Origin of the sequence: Bacillus kwashiorkori, from assembly GCF_001375515.1 — a bacterium.
In the GTDB taxonomy this organism is placed as follows: domain Bacteria; phylum Bacillota; class Bacilli; order Bacillales; family Caldibacillaceae; genus Bacillus_BK; species Bacillus_BK kwashiorkori.
This window is the reverse complement of the sequence record NZ_CTDX01000012.1, coordinates 133581-152052: the sequence shown is the minus strand read 5'-3', so window position 1 is coordinate 152052 and position 18472 is coordinate 133581. Positions and strand designations below refer to the sequence as shown.

17 protein-coding genes are annotated in these 18472 nt (G+C 37.5%); 2 read left to right on the top strand and 15 right to left on the bottom strand.

Annotation, left to right across the window (positions count from 1 at the left end; translation table 11 throughout):
* Positions 1 to 142: 142 nt before the first annotated feature.
* From upp to BN1242_RS03850, 8 genes are all read right to left on the bottom strand, one after another.
* Positions 143 to 772, bottom strand: a complete 630-nt coding sequence (gene upp, locus BN1242_RS03885; protein WP_062351548.1) for a uracil phosphoribosyltransferase — start codon at positions 770 to 772, stop codon at positions 143 to 145.
* Positions 773 to 1103: 331 nt separating this feature from the next.
* Positions 1104 to 2339, bottom strand: coding sequence for a serine hydroxymethyltransferase (gene glyA, locus BN1242_RS03880; RefSeq protein WP_062351538.1), 1236 nt, complete (start codon positions 2337 to 2339; stop codon positions 1104 to 1106).
* 126 nt (positions 2340 to 2465) lie between these two features.
* Positions 2466 to 3041: a TIGR01440 family protein gene (locus BN1242_RS03875; protein ID WP_062351535.1), complete on the bottom strand. Its 576-nt coding sequence runs from the start codon at positions 3039 to 3041 to the stop codon at positions 2466 to 2468.
* Positions 3042 to 3241: 200 nt separating this feature from the next.
* The gene (gene rpiB / locus BN1242_RS03870; RefSeq protein WP_062351533.1) at positions 3242 to 3682 is read right to left on the bottom strand and encodes a ribose 5-phosphate isomerase B; all 441 of its coding nucleotides are present in this window, start codon (positions 3680 to 3682) and stop codon (positions 3242 to 3244) included.
* Positions 3683 to 4046: 364 nt separating this feature from the next.
* Positions 4047 to 5339 carry a methyl-accepting chemotaxis protein gene (locus BN1242_RS03865; protein ID WP_062351775.1) on the bottom strand — a complete coding sequence of 431 codons (1293 nt, stop codon included), beginning with the start codon at positions 5337 to 5339 and terminating at the stop codon, positions 4047 to 4049.
* Positions 5340 to 5459: 120 nt separating this feature from the next.
* Positions 5460 to 5915: a low molecular weight protein arginine phosphatase gene (locus BN1242_RS03860; protein ID WP_062351530.1), complete on the bottom strand. Its 456-nt coding sequence runs from the start codon at positions 5913 to 5915 to the stop codon at positions 5460 to 5462.
* Positions 5916 to 6001: 86 nt separating this feature from the next.
* On the bottom strand, positions 6002 to 6556 hold the full coding sequence (locus BN1242_RS03855) for a manganese efflux pump MntP (RefSeq protein ID WP_062351528.1): 555 nt from the start codon (positions 6554 to 6556) through the stop codon (positions 6002 to 6004).
* A gap of 151 nt (positions 6557 to 6707) precedes the next feature.
* The gene (locus tag BN1242_RS03850) at positions 6708 to 7754 is read right to left on the bottom strand and encodes an L-threonylcarbamoyladenylate synthase (RefSeq protein ID WP_062351526.1); all 1047 of its coding nucleotides are present in this window, start codon (positions 7752 to 7754) and stop codon (positions 6708 to 6710) included.
* A gap of 487 nt (positions 7755 to 8241) precedes the next feature.
* Between BN1242_RS03850 and spoIIR the strand changes: the two genes are divergently transcribed.
* Together spoIIR and BN1242_RS03840 are read left to right on the top strand one after the other, a co-directional pair.
* A complete protein-coding gene (gene spoIIR / locus BN1242_RS03845; RefSeq protein ID WP_062351524.1) occupies positions 8242 to 8970 on the top strand; it encodes a stage II sporulation protein R in 729 nt (242 codons plus the stop codon).
* Positions 8971 to 9065: 95 nt separating this feature from the next.
* Positions 9066 to 10310, top strand: coding sequence for an ISL3 family transposase (locus BN1242_RS03840; RefSeq protein ID WP_062350066.1), 1245 nt, complete (start codon positions 9066 to 9068; stop codon positions 10308 to 10310).
* 344 nt (positions 10311 to 10654) lie between these two features.
* Here the strand turns inward: BN1242_RS03840 and prmC are convergent, their stop codons facing one another.
* The 7 genes from prmC to BN1242_RS03805 all read right to left on the bottom strand — a co-directional run bounded on the left by prmC (position 10655) and on the right by BN1242_RS03805 (position 18253).
* Positions 10655 to 11560: a peptide chain release factor N(5)-glutamine methyltransferase gene (gene prmC / locus BN1242_RS03835; RefSeq protein ID WP_062351520.1), complete on the bottom strand. Its 906-nt coding sequence runs from the start codon at positions 11558 to 11560 to the stop codon at positions 10655 to 10657.
* Positions 11550 to 12617: a peptide chain release factor 1 gene (prfA, locus tag BN1242_RS03830; RefSeq protein WP_062351517.1), complete on the bottom strand. Its 1068-nt coding sequence runs from the start codon at positions 12615 to 12617 to the stop codon at positions 11550 to 11552. Before prfA ends, prmC begins: the two co-directional genes overlap by 11 nt.
* A gap of 141 nt (positions 12618 to 12758) precedes the next feature.
* The gene (locus BN1242_RS03825) at positions 12759 to 13382 is read right to left on the bottom strand and encodes a thymidine kinase (protein ID WP_062351772.1); all 624 of its coding nucleotides are present in this window, start codon (positions 13380 to 13382) and stop codon (positions 12759 to 12761) included.
* Between the two features lie 253 nt (positions 13383 to 13635).
* Positions 13636 to 13836: a 50S ribosomal protein L31 gene (rpmE, locus tag BN1242_RS03820; RefSeq protein ID WP_062351514.1), complete on the bottom strand. Its 201-nt coding sequence runs from the start codon at positions 13834 to 13836 to the stop codon at positions 13636 to 13638.
* 156 nt (positions 13837 to 13992) lie between these two features.
* Complete coding sequence (gene rho, locus BN1242_RS03815; RefSeq protein WP_162491220.1) at positions 13993 to 15285, bottom strand: transcription termination factor Rho; 1293 nt, start codon at positions 15283 to 15285, stop codon at positions 13993 to 13995.
* Positions 15286 to 15751: 466 nt separating this feature from the next.
* Positions 15752 to 16714, bottom strand: coding sequence for a class II fructose-bisphosphatase (glpX, locus tag BN1242_RS03810; RefSeq protein ID WP_062351511.1), 963 nt, complete (start codon positions 16712 to 16714; stop codon positions 15752 to 15754).
* A 252-nt stretch (positions 16715 to 16966) separates the two neighbouring features.
* Positions 16967 to 18253, bottom strand: a complete 1287-nt coding sequence (locus BN1242_RS03805) for a UDP-N-acetylglucosamine 1-carboxyvinyltransferase (RefSeq protein ID WP_062351508.1) — start codon at positions 18251 to 18253, stop codon at positions 16967 to 16969.
* Between the last annotated feature and the right edge of the window lie 219 nt (positions 18254 to 18472).

The following is an 18472-nucleotide window of genomic DNA, read 5'->3' as shown; positions in this document are numbered from 1 at the left end:
GCAACGGCCGCGACACATCGCACGAAGGAAAAAGCGAATGCTTTTTTGAGGAGTCGCCGCCTTACACTACAATCAACAACTGCTTAAAAATCACCATCAAACAACATAGCCATTAATTTAAATATGTTCTCCCTGTTCAGCTTTATTTTGTACCGAACAATCTGTCACCGGCATCGCCTAAACCAGGTACGATGTAGCCTTTTTCATTCAATTTTTCATCTAATGCTGCAATATAAATGTCCACATCTGGATGTGCGTCTTTTAAAGCTTCTAAGCCTTCTGGTGCTGCGATTAAGCACATGAAAATAATATGTTTTGCTTTTCGTTTTTTCAGAGCTGAAATGGCTTCTATTGCTGATCCGCCTGTTGCTAACATTGGATCGACTACGATAAAGTCACGTTCTTCTACGTCAGTTGGTAATTTAACATAATACTCTACTGGCTTTAATGTTTCTGGATCTCGATATAAGCCAATATGGCCAACTTTTGCTGCTGGAATTAATTTTAAAATACCGTCAACCATCCCCATTCCCGCACGTAAAATGGGAACAACTCCAAGTTTTTTTCCTTCAATTACTTTGGATGTTGTTTTGCATACCGGTGTTTCAATTTCAATTTCACTTAGAGGAAGATCACGAGTTGCTTCAAACGCCATTAATGTTGCAATTTCATCTACTAATTCACGGAATTCTTTCGTACCTGTCTCTTTTTGTCTTATGTACGTTAGTTTGTGCTGAATTAATGGATGGTCAAACACATAGACTTTTGCCATTTCTATCTCTCCTTTAAAAATTTTTTCGCGTCACGTTTCCAATAATAAGTTTGACAAAACATGAGCAAACCCACCTTTACGAAGAAAAAGCTGTTGCATTTGGTGAACTTTGTCGTATTTTGCCCTTTTTCGCTTCGATTCATTTTACATAATATCATAAGAATCATCAATAGGATTGAAATAAATGTTTCATTTTATTTGAAATTACGAGCTACTGTAGTTTTATTATTCATTCCAAGAATTAGTGAGCTAAGAAATATCTATGTTACTATAACCGTTTGCTCCTATTTCAAACCTATTTCCATAAAAAATCCCCGTGGACGGGGATTTTTTATTCATACAATGGGTATTTATTTGTTAAATTGGCTACTCTTTGTTTCATTTGCTCTAAACAATCGTTGTTGTCATGATTTTTTAACGTAGTTGCGATAATTTCAGCAATGTCCACCATGTCAGCTTCTTTGAAACCTCTCGTAGTTACCGCTGGAGTACCGATGCGAATACCGCTTGTTACAAATGGGCTCTCTGGATCAAATGGTATGGTATTTTTATTTACCGTTATACCAATTTCATCTAATACTTTTTCCGCCAGTTTCCCTGTAATTTGGAGGGAACAAAGATCAACTAGTAATAAATGATTATCCGTTCCACCAGAAACTAGTGCTAACCCTTGTTCTGTTAGAGATTCGCCTAGCTGTTTGGCGTTAGCTACTACTTGTTGTATGTATTCTTTGAAGTTGTCTTGCAATGCTTCACCAAAGGCTACTGCTTTTGCAGCAATAACATGCATTAATGGGCCACCTTGAATGCCAGGGAAAATAGCTTTATCAATCTTTTTGGCAAATTCCTCTTTACAAAGAATCATTCCACCACGCGGACCACGTAATGTCTTATGAGTTGTTGTTGTGACAAAATCAGCATATGGGACAGGATTTGGATGAACACCAGCCGCGACTAAACCGGCTATATGTGCCATGTCAACCATTAAATAGGCACCGACTTCATCAGCAATTTCTCGGAATTTGCTAAAATCAATCACCCGTGGATAAGCGCTTGCTCCAGCGACGATTAATTTCGGTTTCACTTCGCGAGCCTTTGCTAAAACGGCATCATAATCAATTGTTTCTGTTTTTTCATCGACACCATAATCGACAAAATTATACTGAATTCCACTAAAATTAACAGGACTACCGTGAGTTAAATGTCCTCCATGGGATAAATTCATTCCTAACACTGTATCCCCAGGTTTTAATACAGTAAAATAGACTGCCATATTTGCCTGTGCACCTGAATGTGGTTGTACATTCGCATGTTCTGCCCCGAAAAGTTGTTTCGCCCGTTCTCTAGCTATATTTTCCGCAATATCGACGAATTCACAACCACCGTAATATCTGCGACCTGGATAACCTTCCGCATATTTGTTCGTTAGTACTGATCCTTGTGCTTCCATTACTGCTTCGGAGACAAAGTTTTCAGAAGCAATCAGTTCGATATGTTTCCGTTGTCTCGTTAATTCTTTTTGAATGGCTGCAAAAATTTGTTCGTCTTGTTTTTCAAGATAACTCATAGGCTCCATACCCCCTTAGTTTCCTACAACAACATTATTTTATCACTTTTTACTACTAGATTCATTTTTACTTACGCTTGTTTCGGTGAAGTTGTTTAAGCTATAGTGGGAAAGCTGTGTAGCAATTTAATGACAAGTATTATTTTCTATTGTTTTTTGATAAACTGCCCTTTCTCCACCGATTAATTTCGGACGAGTTTTCGCCAATGTTACATGGGCACTACCAAGAGCTTTTACACTTACTCGCACCGGTACAGCTACATGTTTTAAATGCATGCCAATAAAGGTATCACCGATGTCGATACCATAGTCCGCTTTAATATGTTCGACAACAACAGGGTTGGTAAATTTTTTATATGCCATTGTTGCCATTGATCCGCCGGCATTGGCTACAGGCACTACCGTCACTTCTTCCCACTGATGTTTTTCTTGTACCGTACGCTCTATTACTAATGCTCTGTTCAGATGCTCACAACATTGAAATGCTAAATTTACATTGTATCGTGTGGCAAATTGTTGCAGCTTTTCAAAAATCATAGCTGCGATTTGTTCTGATCCGGAAGTTCCTATTTGTTTTCCGGCAACTTCCGATGTGGAGCAACCAATAACAAGTATCCCTTCCTTAGTTGAATCTATATGTTGGCTAAAATCAGCCAGAATTTGTTCTAATTGTCCACCCCAAGTTTTTAACTCGTCTAACAATGTTATCACCTTTACTTTGTTATGAAGCAACTTCGTGGAGATCCGGTTTTTGCATTTTATCATTTTGTGCATAGCAATATATGTGGAAGAAGTTGTTCATTCAATCATTATGAATGAAAATAATTGTTTTACCTTGTGGAAAACTAAACTATTCACATGTTAATAGTTCTATTGTAAGTTATCCACCTGTTTATAACTAATTAATTATTTTCATATTTACTGATCTTGCCAATCCGATTTTGATGGCGACCACCAGTGAAATCCGTCGTAAGCCATGTTTTTGCAATTTCCCGTGCCAGTCCTGGACCGATAACCCGTTCACCCATCGCTAAAATATTCGAATCGTTATGTTCCCGCGTTGCTTTTGCACTAAATACGTCATGACAAAGTGCACAGCGAATACCTTTCACTTTATTGGCAGCAATACTCATACCGATTCCTGTTCCACATATTAAAATACCGCGATCAAATTCTCCATTTGCCACTTTTTCTGCAACAGGTAATGCATAATCTGGATAATCAACCGATGTTTCACAGTTACAGCCAAAGTCCTCATATTCCATGCCCATTTCGTCTAATAAATGTTTGATTTCTTCACGAATATGAATACCACCATGATCAGAAGCTATTGCTATTTTCATTTAACTCACCTCTATATTTATTATCATACTACCTTGCAAAACCTAATTCTCACCTTTATTTTGCCATACTTCATTGGAATTATAAAGAAACACCATAGCTGATAAACAATATTTTTCTTTCTATAGGTGCGAATCAGAGGGATTTATTTAGTTGAATTTGTTGGATAGGCATTGCTAGAAGACGTGTAGCGCGCATTTAATATATAAAGGTTGGGGCGCAGTGAGACCACTGGAAAGCCACATAAATATCCACGATGAATGATTGTATATTTCCAAAGTTAGTAATACTATTTTGTGTGGAAAATTTATGACTTGTAGCTTTCCAGCAACTCCTTTGTCTAGGCATAAGAAATCACAAACCTAATTATCTATGAAACTCTTTAATCGTATCGTGCAATTTCTCAGCCTGTAATTTTAACTCGATAGCAATTTCTTCGAGGTTACCGATAACATTTGTTTGTTCATCGGTGGATGCAGCGACTTCCTCTGCTGCAGCAGATGTTTCTTCAGCAATTGCAGCAACATCCTGTGATTGGGAAGATGTTCGCTCGATGCTAATCATTTGTTTGTCTACTAAATTGGCGATCGTTTTAACAGAGTTAGCAACTTCAAAAATAGTCTTCGTCATTTTTTCTAACGATTCATTGGATTGCTCTCCTTTTTTCACCTCGTTTTGGGCTTCTTCTACTTGTTCGGCAATTTCCTCGACGACGTGATGTACTTCCTGTTGAATACTTGTAATTAGTTCAGAAATATTTTTTACAGCGCTCTCACTTTCATCTGCAAGCTTGCGAACTTCTTCGGCAACAACGGCAAATCCTTTACCATGTTCTCCTGCCCTTGCTGCCTCAATCGATGCATTTAATGCAAGTAAGTTCGTTTGTTTCGCAATTTCACCGACTAGGAGAATGATTTGCTCAATTTTTTGTACGGTATCGGCTAATCTTTTTACTGCAGAAAGGGATTCTTTATTTTGACTAGCCATTTGTTCCACACCGCTAATTAATGAATTAAGAATGGATCTTGTTGTTTGTAATTCGTTAATCATTTCATCTGAGATTGTTTCTGCCGTTTTAGCATTATGTAAAACATCTTTTGCAATGAACATCACATCTTCTATTGCTTCTGCAGTGGCGGCTACGCTTACCGCTGAATTTTCTGCCCCGTGAGAAATCTCGGAAACCGTTCGAGAAATACATTCAGCCTGGTCATGAGCACGAGTAGCCTCTTTTGAGATTTCAATTACCTTTTCATTTGTCGCTGTAAAATTTGTATCAATCATTGCAACCATATTTCTTAAGTTCGCTAACATTTGGTTAAATGCTTTTCCAACGGCACGGATTTCATCATCGGATTTAGACAATACAACATCATGTGTTATATCGCCTAACGCGGTTTTCTTTGCCGCCTCTTCTAACTGTTTTAACGGTTTAATTAATAATTGGGCTGCAAAAAATGCTAGAACACCTGACCAAATAATTCCTAATAATAACGTTGACATTGTAAAAATAAATTGGTTGATATAATCACTAAAAAACATCGGATAGAGCACATAAATAAAAATAGCGCTAGTAGAGTATGTAATGACTGCAAGAGTGGTAGTAAAAATAACTAGTTTTTTTCTTAGACCAAATTTGTATTTTGTTCTTTTCTCCATCATCCGGCTCCTCCATTACGGCGAATTCATTTTTAATTTTAGCAGCGAATTTTTCAACATTTATTAAACTAAAATATTTCAACGTATTACATTTAACTGATTTTTATTTCCTCGTACTTGCTAGGAACCCTTTATGTCCATCGATTTCATTTTTGCCGGTAGTTCCATAATAAGTTCTTTTAATTCGGTATATGTACTCTCGTATGTGGATAATAAACCACCGAATGGATCTAATACATCCGCATTATCATCATGAACAAATTTTTTGAGTGGGAATACTTTTCCGTGTGATTCTGGGAACGTTTGCAAAATGGAATTTGCGTGAGCGATCGTCATCGTTAAAATGATATCTGCCCACACTATTTCTGTTTTTTTTAACATTGTTGATTTATGCGGATGGTACATATTATGTTTTTTTAATACTTGTTTTGCATGTTCTGAAGCATCTCCGCCATCATTTGCAAACAACCCTGCTGATTTTACTTCCAAACCTTCAATATTCATACTTCTTAAAATTGCTTCTGCCATTGGACTGCGGCATGTGTTTCCTGTACAAACGAATAGAACTTTAGTCACTATTCCATCCTCCTTTATACCTAATTATAGCAGATACGTAAAAAAGAACTAAACTTTTGCATAGTAATTTCCGCTTTTATCAAAAGCTATATCGGTAAAAGAAGTTTTAGTCCGAAAAAAAGTAATATGACGCCCCCTAACGCTTCACTATAGGAGCCGAACAATGATTTCATCTTCTTCCCAAAATATAAGCCAGACCATGTTAAACAAGTGGCAAAAATACCGAACAGGACAATAGCTGTTACTAGTCTTGCACCAATAATTCCTAGAGATAGGCCGAGGGAAAAACTATCAATACTCACGCTTAAAGCAAACATAAAAACCCCTGATCCAACCGGCTTAAAACGGGCACCTTCTTCTTCTTTAAAGCTAGAAGTGAACATTTGCAAGCCAATATATATTAACAGCAGTCCGCCAGTATAAGTTGCGAAAACACCCATTCTCTCCGATAAAAATTGTCCAGTTAGTATTCCAAGCAATGGCATAATGACGTGAAAAATACCTACTATTATTCCAATATGAAAAATTTGTCTTAATCTTAACGGGACCATCCCCATCCCTAAGCCTACGGAAAAAGCATCTAAACTCATCGCAAAGGCCATGATGGATATAGTTATTAATTCATTTATTTGCATTGTCATAAAAAAACGACCCCCTTGAATACGATATGCATAGCTATTTATCTAAGATTGAGCTGAAATGAATGCGACAAATTCAATCTCGGACTAGCCTCTATTCAACATATGCACACATATAGGGGTTTAGACTTAAGGAATCCTCTTGAATACTGTTTTACTTTTCTGTCATTATTTGGTGATTTGCAGCCTTCATTAATCTGTTCATTATTGCAGAACCGATTCCTTGTGGTGGAAATACTTCACTTAATATAATATCCACATGTTGTTGATCGAATAAACGTAAAGTGTCATAAAGACGTTGTGCGACTGTGGATAAATCACTCCGTTTTCCACACACATTAATTATATCTGCATGATAGAAGGAAGCATTTTCTTCTGTTGTTAACACACCGACTTTTTTTCCTTCGCTTTGATACTGACTGATTAAATGTTGGATATAGTTTTTACTGCCATTTACTAAATACATTGTTGCAGATGGGGCGTAATGTTTATACTTCATTCCAGGTGATTTCGGGTTGATTACCGCTTGTTTTACCGCTTGATCGACATCGACAGCACCGATGATAGCTTCAATGGCTTCCTTTGATATACCACCAGGTCTTAATATGGTTGGAATTTCACTAGTACAATCAATCACTGTTGATTCTACGCCAACTCCTGTATCACCGCCATTGATAATACCTGCAATTTTCCCTGTGAGATCGTGCTCAACATGAGAAAATTTAGTTGGGCTTGGCTTTCCAGATATATTGGCACTTGGCGCCGCAATTGGTAGCCCACTCGCTTCTATTAATGCAAGAGCAATTGGATGTTCTGGCATGCGGATAGCGACTGTGGATAAGTTCGCTGTTGCCACTTTTGATAATACACCGCTCTTTTTTGTTAAAACAATCGTTAATGGACCCGGCCAGAACGTCTCCATTAACTTTTTCGCTGTTTCTGGTATATGAGTAACGAACTTTTCCACTTCAGCTATATCGCTAATGTGAATAATTAGCGGATTATCACTCGGTCTCCCTTTCGCTTCATATATTTTTTTTACCGCTTCGTCACTTGTTGAGTTTGCCCCAAGTCCATATACTGTTTCGGTTGGAAAAGCGACTAGTTCATTTTGTTTCAGTACTTCAGCTGCTTCTTTCACTTGTGGATATATATGTGATTTATTAACAGACTTATCCACTACCCATACTTTTGTGTTCATTTTTATCGCCTCTATTTCGAAAAAATTAGGAAATTTATTATCCCGTATCATCACTATATTTTTTATAGGTGGATATGTACTATTTTTCCACATTAAATACAATAGTTAAAGGTTTTATCCACATTTTGTGAATAACTTTGTTAGAAATGTGCATAACTTCTGTGTATAACTTCATTGTTTTCCACATATCCTCTGAACTTCATTCCACATTTTTTTATGAATTCGGAGGCAATTGTACGACTTTTAACATAAATTTTCAAGTAATGTTCTAGTTTTTCTAATAGAAACATTGTCCTTATTAATGGGGAAGAGAAATTTCTATTGTTTTAAAATGTGATGTTGTTATTTGTGAAAGAGGAAACCGGTTTCTTTCATTGTGTCATTGACCTAAACTCACATGGCATATTTTTTATTATTATTTTTCAAAACCAATGTATAAGATTGATAGATTTTGTTCACAATGTGCTAATGAGGGGTGAGGATAACAATGACAGGAAAGCAAAATCATTTATTAGCAAGTTTTTTTATTTTTATTACATTTGCAAGTATTATAAGTTTATATATACCGAAAAGTATGGCCGCACACGATGATGTGGTAGTAATTCCAAATGAAGCTATCCGGCTAAGAATTCTAGCGAATAGCAACTCTGAACAAGATCAAGAGATTAAAAGAAAAGTTAGGGATTTAGTGAATGCTCAAATTACCGAGTGGGTGGAACAGTTAACTTCTTTAGAAGAAGCTCGCCAAGTAATTCAAACTAATTTGCCTGAAGTTGAAAATATCGCTAGAGAAATTTTACAAGAGGAGAAGGTGAATCAATCGGTCCATGTTGATTTTGACCGTGTCGCCTTTCCAACGAAATTGTACGGAAATTTCTTGTACCCTGCTGGTGAGTACGAAGCAATTTTAATCACCATTGGAGAAGGAACTGGTGCCAATTGGTGGTGTGTGTTATTTCCACCATTATGTTTCTTAGACTTTTCCAGTGGGTCAGCTGTTAGTGATGGTTTTGAAGATTCACATGTGGATAAAAAAGATGAGCAGCAAAAGAAAAAGTCTGTGGATAAAGTGGATAGTAAAAATAATAAGGAAAATAAATTGGATAAGGAAATGAAATCTAGTAATTCCTTATTTGTAGAAGAAAAAGAGGAGAAAACGGAAGTAAAGTTTTTCCTGTTTGAACTGATTGATAAAATTTTATCGATTTTTAAATAAATGTGCTTCCTCGCTAGATAGTATTGGTTTAAAGATTCCTAGGTAAGACCATAATGGATAATAAATTAAAATATTATTATCCGAGGTGGCCCAAAATGAGAGATTTTAACCAAGAATATAGTGTGTTCCAAAAGGCATTAGGTATTGAAGATCCATGGTATGTTATTGATTACGAATTGAACCAAAATGATTATATTCTTGATATTTATTTAGATTTTAGACGTGGTTCTGAATTTGTATGCACTCATTGTGGTCATCCTCAGGCAAAAGTTCATGACATAGTAAATGATGATCGTACGTGGAGGCACCTTAATTTCTGGCAGTATCAAACCATCTTACACGCAAGATTGCCTCGAACAAAATGTAATCTTTGTAATAAGATTCGTACCATTCATGTAGAATGGTCTCGCCCTGGTGCTGGGTTTACATGGTTTTTTGAATCTGAATTAATGCAATTAATGAAAGAAATGCCCGTTGCTACAGTGGCCCGAAAAGTAGGTGAACATGATACTAGGTTGTGGCGTGTCTTTCATTATTATGTTGATAAAGCCATGAAAGAATTGGACTTTTCCAATGTTAAGCGAATAGCCATTGATGAGACATCTAGCCGGCGAGGACATGAATATGTCACTCTGTTTGTAGATATGGATACAAAGCTTGTTTTATTCGCTACAGAAGGAAAAGACGCGAATGTTCTTAAAAAATTTTCTTCCTTCTTAAAGGATCATAATGTTGAGCCTAATAACATTAAAGAAGTCTGTAGTGATATGTCCCCAGCATTCAAAAAGGGTGTCGAAACAGAATTTCCAGAAGCACACATAACCTTTGATAAATTTCATGTCATGAAACTTATGAATGAGGCGCTAGATCAGGTACGACGCAATGAGCAAATTGAACAACCAGGCCTTAAAAAGACACGTTATTTATGGTTAAAAAACCATAAAAATCTAAACACCGAACAACAGGAAAAGATCCTAAAATTAAAGGATACCAATTTAAAAACAGCTAGAGCTTATAGATTGAAGCTTTCGCTTCAAGAAATGTGGACCAAAACTGAACGCTTTGCCACCCTTCATTTTAATGAGTGGTACCAATGGGCCACCCGTTCTCAGTTAGAACCAATAATAAAGGTTGCCCAAACATTAAAGAAACACGAACAAGGGATATTAAGATGGTTCGTTTCAAAAATGACTAATGGTCTACTCGAAGGTATCAATAGTCTAGTTCAAGCTGCAAAGAGAAAAGCTAGGGGCTACAGAACCACAAAGAACTTTATTGCGATGATCTACGCAACAGCTAATAAGTTATTGATTAGTGTAGAACCACATAAGCTAGGGTAGGTCCTTCTCAACTTACAGACCCAGCTCCATTTTACGGGGAGGTTGTCAAGTGCTTTCCTTGACAGCCTCCCCGTAAAATGGAAAACTATCAAAAGTTGAGAAGGAGCTTACCACTTATTATGGTCCGAGATTCTTTTATACCCACACTAAATAGCGAAGAGCCATAAATGTTAAGGGGCCCTTGGTTAGTCCTCGGGCCGCCTCACTAAACAACTATTCTAAAATTCGGGGTTGGAGCTTGCCGTTAAACATGTAATGGACAATAGTGTATCGCAACCTTTGTAAGCCCTCCGTCTCGCGTTGTACCCGCCATTACCTCTTCTTTCTATTCATGAATTAATTGTTCATTGGGTATTTATTTCCGCAAATACCATCCGTTCTTTCCCATTAATATCATCTACAATTTCAATTGTTACTAAATTGCCAAACTGTTGAGTAAGTAATCCAGAAACTGCCTTACCTTGTCCAGTACCGATTTCAAATCCTATAAGCGCTTTCGGCTGGATGACTAGTGGGAGTTGTTCAATAATCCGTCGGTAACAATCTAACCCATCTTCCCCTGCAAAAAGTGCGGATGCTGGTTCATAATCTTTAACAACCGTTGAAATTTGTGTTTCTTCAGTTAATGGTATGTAAGGTGGGTTGGAGATAACAATATCAAACTTACGCACCTCTTTACTGTTTTCCACATTAAGAAACGGAGAAAATAAGTCACCTTCTACAAATTCAATATTCGCCTGTAAGTTAAGTGCATTTTGCTTCGCTACACGAAGTGCACTAGCGGAAATATCCGTTGCGACGACTTGAAAGGTAGGATTTTCTAGCTTCAATGTAATGGCAATTGCCCCGCTCCCAGTTCCTATATCAACTATTTGCATTCCAGGTGCGCTAAAACGCATAGGAAACAACCGTTTTGCCCGTTGTAAAATTCCATATACAAGCTCCTCTGTTTCAGGACGAGGAATTAACACATGTTCATTGACGATAAACTTCCTACCATAAAATTCCTCACTGCCGATTAAATATTGGATGGGCACGCCTTTTATGTGTTGATTAATTAAGGATGCGAACTGCTCATATTCTGTTTCTGACAACTGTCGATGTAAGTTTGCTAATAATTGGGTACGATCGGATTGTAATACATGCTTTAAACTCATTTCCGCAATATTTTCATCTCGTTCATGTTGTACTAAAAAAGAAGAAGCCCATTGGAGAGCTTCGTAAACTTTTACATTGTTCTTATTCTTCATTTTTTAACTTCTCCGCCTGCTCTTCAAGTACGAGTGCCTCAATAATTTCATCAAGCTTGCCTTCTAGTATTTGATCCAGCTTTTGGATTGTTAACCCAATGCGGTGATCTGTCACACGATTTTGCGGAAAATTATAAGTGCGAATTCGTTCAGAACGGTCGCCAGTTCCTACGGCAGTTTTGCGGTTTTCATCATACTCTGCTTGCACTTCTTGTTGGTACTTATCATAAATGCGCGCACGTAAAACTTTCATCGCTTTTTCACGGTTTTTTATTTGCGATCTTTCATCTTGACATGTAACAACAATGCCAGTTGGAATATGTGTTAAACGTACTGCAGACATAGTCGTATTAACACTTTGTCCGCCAGCACCTGAAGAGGCATACGTATCAAAACGGATGTCTTTTTCGTTTATTTCCACTTCCACATCTTCTGCCTCAGGAAGACAGGCAACTGTTGCTGTAGATGTATGGATGCGTCCCCCTGATTCTGTTTCAGGTACCCGTTGAACTCGGTGTGCCCCATTTTCATACTTTAATTTAGAGTACGCACCTTTTCCATTAATCATAAAAATAATTTCTTTATAGCCGCCAAGGCCTGTTGCATGGGCTTCAATGACTTCTGTTTTCCACCCTTGCGATTCCGCATATCGGCTATACATCCGATATAAGTTACCAGCAAATAAAGCTGCTTCTTCGCCACCAGCAGCTCCACGAATTTCCATAATGACGTTTTTGTCATCGTTCGGGTCTTTCGGTACTAATAAAAGCTTCAGCCGTTCTTCCAATTCTTCTATTTTCGTTTCTAGTTCATCTATTTCTTCTTTTACCATTTCGCGCATTTCTGCATCGAGTTTTTCTTCCATCATTAATTTTGCTTCTTGTAATTGTTCTTTTACAAGTTTATATTCACGGTATGTTTCTACCGTTTCTTGAATATCTGACTGTTCTTTTGAGTATTCGCGTAATTTTTTCGGATCACTTACGACTTCTGGGTCACTAAGTAATTCGTTTAATTTCTCATAACGATCTTCAACTGCTTCGAGCCGATCAAACATGAAGAGTTCACCTCAAACCTCTATAAAAATTTATTCAACTTTCTTACTACTAAATAATTTCTATTCTAAAAGTGAATTACATTACCACTATTGATTGTTTAATTTGTAGGGCGGTCATCATTTTTTTACTAATTAATCCAGCTATTTAATAACCGTTCGTTTTTCAAATAACGGATTTTCATTCCTTGGTGCCTCTGGTACGAGATGGTGATGTCTGCAGCGCGGTTCATAACTTTCACTAGCACCAACTAATATGACTGGATCGTAATAGGAAGCTGGTTTCCCATTAATTAATCGTTGAGTTCTGCTGGCAGGTGATCCGCACACAACACAGACAGCTTGTAATTTCGTAATTTGCTCTGCAACGCTTAACAGATGGGGCATTGGGCCAAAAGGTTCCCCACGGAAGTCTTGATCGAGACCAGCTAAAATGACACGAAAGCCATCATCTGCTAAACCTTGCACGATGTCTATAATATTTTCACCGAAAAATTGTGCTTCATCAATCGCAATTACTTCTACCTCTTCTGTTAAATGGGAAAATATTTCCTCTGCATCGTTAATTGGTGTTGCATATACGGTTTCCCCATTATGGGACACTACCGCATCTTTGCTATATCGATCATCCAACTTTGGTTTAAATACGACAACTTTTTGTTTGGCAAACTGGCAGCGGCGCACCCGACGAATTAGTTCTTCTGACTTTCCGGAAAACATACTGCCGCAAATAACTTCTATCCATCCTGTTTGTTTCATTACGTACATGTAAGTGGCTGCTCCTTCCATTCAATAACTCCCTTTTCTGCTCTCAAATTAGTTTTTGTACCTTTCTATATATTAATCCATATGGCTTTATTTTTGTAATGTTTTTTATTACAAATTTGCTAAACAAAAAGGTACCGATAAAAAAACGGAGCTGTCTAAAAGTAGATGACGAAAGGAGTTTTGCTCGCTTCCGTCGAAATTAAGCACTTTCTGGACAGTTCCGTTTTTGTTTGTTCTAAAAAAATTAATCCAATTATTTAAGTCCGTATTTTTTATTGAAACGATCAACACGGCCATCTGCTTTAGCGAATTTTTGACGACCAGTATAGAATGGATGACATTCGGAGCAAACTTCTACACGAACTTCCTCTTTTACTGATCCACTTTCAAATTCATTCCCACAAGCACATTTAACCATAGCTTTTTTGTAATTTGGATGGATACCTGCTTTCATCCTTTTTCAACTCCTTTTGCCCTGAATCATTTTGAAACAGAGTTAATCTATTATAATCATACTCATTTAAAAAACACTGTTATTATTATAACAAGGCATGAAATGAAATGCAATATTTGATTGATTCAAGATTGTTAGCAATTATCGCCAATACTTTTATAGCATGGAATATTTGTTAATACCAGATGTTTTTAGTTCATCTTGAAGATCTGCTAGAAAACCACTATTTGTTTTGGATTGTTGTAATTTCCGTAAAAATTTCTCGGCAAAATCAGGCTGGTCGGACATAGTTTTCCGGATTGCCCAAAGAACATCTAGGTGATCTTTCGGAATTAGCAGTTCTTCTTTTCTCGTACCTGAACGACGAATATCGATTGCAGGGAAAATTCGTCTTTCCGCAAGTGAACGGTCTAAGTGGAGCTCCATATTACCAGTACCTTTAAACTCTTCATAAATAACATCGTCCATCCGGGAGCCGGTATCGATTAATGCAGTAGCTAAAATAGTTAAGCTGCCACCTTCTTCAATATTTCTTGCCGCCCCAAAGAAACGTTTCGGTCTATGAAATGCTGCAGGGTCGATACCACCAGATAACGTACGGCCACTTGGTGGAATAACTAAATTGTATGCTCGTGCTAATCTCGTAATGCTATCCATTAAAATGACAACATCGCGTTTATGTTCCACTAATCGCATTGCTCGATCTAATACGAGTTCAGCTACTTTTATATGGTTTTCTGGCACTTCATCGAATGTGGAACTAACGACCTCTGCATCAACTGAACGTTCAATATCGGTCACTTCTTCTGGACGTTCGTCGATTAATAGGACAATTAACTCCGTATCTGGATGATTGGCTGTAATGCTATTAGCAATTTGTTTTAACAGCATCGTTTTTCCTGCTTTTGGCGGAGCAACAATTAATCCACGTTGACCGAAGCCGACCGGTGTAATTAAATCCATTATCCTTGTCGATAAAATATTTGATTTCGTTTCTAACTTAATTTGAAGATTTGGGTAAAGTGGCGTTAGTGCCGGGAAGTGAACCCGTTCTTTCGCTGTTTCTGGATCTTCCCCATTTACAGCTTCAACGTGAAGCAGACCAAAATAGCGTTCATTTTCCTTTGGAGGTCGAACTTTACCAGATACTTTATCACCATTTCGCAAATCGAACCGTCTAATTTGCGAAGCTGAAATATAAATATCTTCAGAGCTCGCTGAATAATTAATTGGCCGTAAAAATCCAAATCCCTCTGATTGAATAATATCAAGGACACCTTCCATAAAGAAGTATCCTTCTCGTTCTGCTCTTGCTTTTAAAATAGCAAAAATTAATTCTTTCTTCGTTAATTTCCCGTAATAGGAAATTTGGTATTTGCGCGCAAGTTCATAAAGTTCTTTCAACTTCATGCTCTCTAGCGCTGATATATTAACATTAATCTCGTCCATTTTGACACCACACTTTTTTTAATTTTACATTTACTATATCGTTTTTTCTTTAATGGATTAGCAATTTGAGAAGGGAAAATGATAGAAGTACTTTCTATTTGCTGTTGGGGCAGCTCTTTTTTCTCTATTAAATACAATAGTTATTTTACCCATATTTTTGAAAAATCAAACAGTGGTCGGCACAATTACATAGTATATCATCCTTTTCCATTTTATCATATTAAGAAAAATAGAAAAAGACTTTGTTTATACTGATTTCAAGAAAATTATCTACAAATATAGACAAGGTTCGTGTTCTCCTCATAAGATTAAGAATGTTTGCTCTTGATTTGTTCTAAGAAATTAGATTGTTCCTACAAACCGCAAAACATCTCCGTTGATTATCTACGAAGATGTTCTGCCTTTTCCAAAATAACTTTTCCATCCGCATTGGAATAGGAGGTCCACTCTGATGGATAGTTACGTTTTATTTTATGACTAAATTTGGTTTTTTCTTTAATGAATGTCTGCCTTCAATAAATCGAACGGTGCCCGATCTAGCTCGCATGACGATGGAATGAGTTTGTCCATAGGAACCTTTAAATTGAACGCCACGTAATAATTCTCCATCGGTAACTCCTGTTGCGGCAAAAATGGCATCGTCCCCGCGAACTAAGTCTCTCATTTGTAACACTTTATTAATATCTATACCCATTTTTATACAACGGGCAAGTTCTTGATCGTTTTGTGGAATTAATCTTCCTTGAATTTCTCCGCCAAGACATTTTAATGCGACTGCAGCTAATACTCCTTCAGGTGCGCCACCAATGCCAAATAAAATATCCACACCCGTTTGGTCAAATGCTGTATTAATTGCCCCAGCCACATCCCCATCATTAATTAATTTTATTCTTGCTCCAGCTTCTCTTAGCTCATTAATAATTTTTTCATGTCTTGAGCGATTTAGAACCGTTGCAACTACATCTTCTATATCTTTATTTTTCGCTTTTGCGACCGCCTTTAAGTTATCTAAAATAGAAGCGTTAATATCAATTTGACCGACGGCTTCTGGTCCAACAGCAATTTTCTCCATATACATATCTGGTGCATGAAGGAGATTCCCGTCGTCTGCCACCGCTACGACCGCTAAAGCATTCCAACCGCCAGAAGCAACAATATTTGTGCCTTCTAACGGATCTACCGCGACATCCACTCGCGGACCGTAGCCAGTACCTAATTTTTCACCGATGTATAACATTGGTGCTTCATCCATTTCCCCTTCTCCAATGACAACGGTGCCTTTCATCGGAACTGTATCAAAGACGTCGCGCATTGCCGATGTTGCCGCTTCATCTGCTTCTTCTTTTTTACCTCGTCCCATCCACCTGGCTGATGATAGTGCAGCAGCTTCTGTTACTCGAACTAATTCCATTGATAAACTTCTTTCCATCCCTATCCCCCTGATCGCTCTATAAATTGTATAACACTAATATAAAATATTGTAACACATTATATGGGGTATAGGGGATTTTTGTGCCTAATTTTGTTGCAAAATGTCCCAAACGAAATGGGCAATTTTTCTATAAAAAAAAGAGCCGGGCAACCAACACAAATAAAACTTTGTGTTATAAGAAGCCAGACGCCTTTAATATTTGCCTTTATATTCTTGTTCATCTTGAGCTAAATAAGTTTGTGTTATATATTACAAGTTTTTCACTTGTTCCATTTCTTCTTCCGATAATTTTTCACGCCATACGTTCGCACCGAGTCCGCGAAGCTTTTCAACGACATGGCTATAACCGCGATCAATATGTTCTACTCCAGTTATTTCTGTTAAACCATTCCCTAATAGACCAGCGATAATTAACGCAGCTCCTGCACGCAAATCGGTTGCCCGTACCTTTGCCCCTTGTAATTGAACAGGTCCAGATATGATCGCTGAACTGCCTTCTACCTTGATGCGCGCATTCATTCTTCTTAATTCATCAATATGTTTAAATCGGGCATTGTAAATAGTATCTGTTACTACGCTTGTTCCGTTGGCCTGCGTTAATAAGGCTGTAATTGGTTGTTGTAAATCGGTCGGAAAGCCAGGATAAACTAATGTTTTAATGTCTACTGGTTTCATAATTGGTGCGCGGCTGACAAATATTTGATCATCTGCTGTTTCTACCGATACGTTCATTTCACGCAACTTGGCAGTTAACGACTCCAAATGATGAGGAATTACGTTGTCAATCATGACCCCTTCTCCGATAGCGGCAGCAATTACCATATACGTTCCTGCCTCAATGCGGTCAGGAATAATTGTATGACGGCAGCCGCGAAGATGTTCTACTCCGTCAATGCGGATAACGTCGGTACCAGCACCTTTTATTTTTGCACCCATATTAGTAAGTAATGTGGCAACGTCAATAATTTCCGGTTCTTTCGCAGCATTTTCAATAACTGTCCTTCCTTTTGCCCGAACAGCTGCAAGCATAATATTAATAGTTGCCCCGACGCTAACTACGTCTAAATAAACACGGGCTCCGATTAATTCGTCCGCTTGCAAATAAATCGCACCTTGTTCATTCGTTACTTTCGCACCTAATGCTTCAAACCCTTTAATATGTTGGTCAATTGGCCTCGGTCCTAGATGACACCCACCAGGAAGGCCGATGACAGCTTTTTTAAACCTGCCAAGCATCGCACCCATTAAATAGTAGGATGCGCGCAATTTTTTCACTTTACCATTTGGTAATGGCATGGAGGTCATATTAGATGGATCGATTGTCATATCTTGCCCGTCAAAGTGAACTGTCCCACCAATTTCCTCAAGCAAATCTTTTAATATTTCTACATCCGATATTTCCGGAAGACCTTCAATTGTTACTGGTGATTCTGCTAATATCGAGGCTGGTATTAGAGCAACTGCACTATTTTTCGCCCCATTTATTCGTACAGAACCTTGTAATGGTTGGCCACCTATAATTTTAATTTTTTCCATGATTATCTCCTTCCAGTATAGAAAGTATCGACCATTACGAATTCTATATGTCATTTTTGTATTATATAAAGTTTATTATACTAACAGTATTGCCATCTTTTATAAAGAAAAATAAGGAAAACTTAAAAAAGCATTCCCCCTCTATTATTCAAGATATTTTTAAAAAAAGAAAGGGAAACATATATGAGTTTGTTAATTTTTATTCATAGGTGGCCAATT

What these genes read in the sequence shown, in the direction of transcription:
- BN1242_RS03865 (WP_062351775.1), bottom strand. Translation starts at nt 5,339, where the DNA reads ATGGAGAAAAGAACAAAATACAAATTTGGTCTAAGAAAAAAACTAGTT.
- upp (WP_062351548.1), bottom strand. Translation starts at nt 772, where the DNA reads ATGGCAAAAGTCTATGTGTTTGACCATCCATTAATTCAGCACAAACTA.
- glyA (WP_062351538.1), bottom strand. Translation starts at nt 2,339, where the DNA reads ATGAGTTATCTTGAAAAACAAGACGAACAAATTTTTGCAGCCATTCAA.
- prfA (WP_062351517.1), bottom strand. Translation starts at nt 12,617, where the DNA reads ATGTTTGATCGGCTCGAAGCAGTTGAAGATCGTTATGAGAAATTAAAC.
- BN1242_RS03805 (WP_062351508.1), bottom strand. Translation starts at nt 18,253, where the DNA reads ATGGAAAAAATTAAAATTATAGGTGGCCAACCATTACAAGGTTCTGTA.
- prmC (WP_062351520.1), bottom strand. Translation starts at nt 11,560, where the DNA reads ATGAAGAATAAGAACAATGTAAAAGTTTACGAAGCTCTCCAATGGGCT.
- glpX (WP_062351511.1), bottom strand. Translation starts at nt 16,714, where the DNA reads ATGGAAAGAAGTTTATCAATGGAATTAGTTCGAGTAACAGAAGCTGCT.
- rho (WP_162491220.1), bottom strand. Translation starts at nt 15,285, where the DNA reads ATGGACGAGATTAATGTTAATATATCAGCGCTAGAGAGCATGAAGTTG.
- rpmE (WP_062351514.1), bottom strand. Translation starts at nt 13,836, where the DNA reads ATGAAAGCAGGTATCCATCCAAATTACAAAAAAGCTATGGTTAAATGT.
- rpiB (WP_062351533.1), bottom strand. Translation starts at nt 3,682, where the DNA reads ATGAAAATAGCAATAGCTTCTGATCATGGTGGTATTCATATTCGTGAA.
- BN1242_RS03825 (WP_062351772.1), bottom strand. Translation starts at nt 13,382, where the DNA reads ATGTACGTAATGAAACAAACAGGATGGATAGAAGTTATTTGCGGCAGT.
- BN1242_RS03840 (WP_062350066.1), top strand. Translation starts at nt 9,066, where the DNA reads ATGAGAGATTTTAACCAAGAATATAGTGTGTTCCAAAAGGCATTAGGT.
- BN1242_RS03855 (WP_062351528.1), bottom strand. Translation starts at nt 6,556, where the DNA reads ATGACAATGCAAATAAATGAATTAATAACTATATCCATCATGGCCTTT.
- BN1242_RS03850 (WP_062351526.1), bottom strand. Translation starts at nt 7,754, where the DNA reads ATGAACACAAAAGTATGGGTAGTGGATAAGTCTGTTAATAAATCACAT.
- spoIIR (WP_062351524.1), top strand. Translation starts at nt 8,242, where the DNA reads ATGACAGGAAAGCAAAATCATTTATTAGCAAGTTTTTTTATTTTTATT.